This is a genomic window from Vogesella perlucida (assembly GCF_979366545.1).
On the sequence record NZ_CEETRO010000051.1, the window covers coordinates 1 to 336 of the forward strand.

Below are 336 nucleotides of genomic sequence, written 5' to 3' on the forward strand. Positions count from 1 at the left end.
GTCGGCCACCAGCTCGGCGCCCGGTACGTTGATGCTGAAGGTCTTGTCGGCCTGCACCAGACCGGTGAACGGCTTGCCGTTCACGGTCAGGGTCACGGTGTCGCCCACCTTCACGTCGCCACCCACGCTACCGGTGATGGCGATGTCGTCTGCCGCCTCGGCGGCGTTGATCACGTCGTCGGCGGTGATGTTGGCCGCGAGCGTGATGCTGGCGTTGATGGTGGTGTCCACACCGTGGGTGTGCTCGGTGGTGGCTTCGCCCACGTTGCCGGCGGCATCGGTGGCGGCCACTTTGGCGTCGATGGTGGTGTCGGCGGCCAGGTCGCGACCGGCCAC

Annotated in this window: 1 protein-coding gene; it reads right to left on the minus strand. The window is 68.2% G+C overall.

Features of this window, described 5'->3' with window-relative positions; translation table 11 throughout:
• On the minus strand, positions 1–336 hold a 336-nt coding region (locus tag ACZ9XP_RS17865), incomplete at both ends, for an Ig-like domain-containing protein (RefSeq protein ID WP_465188957.1).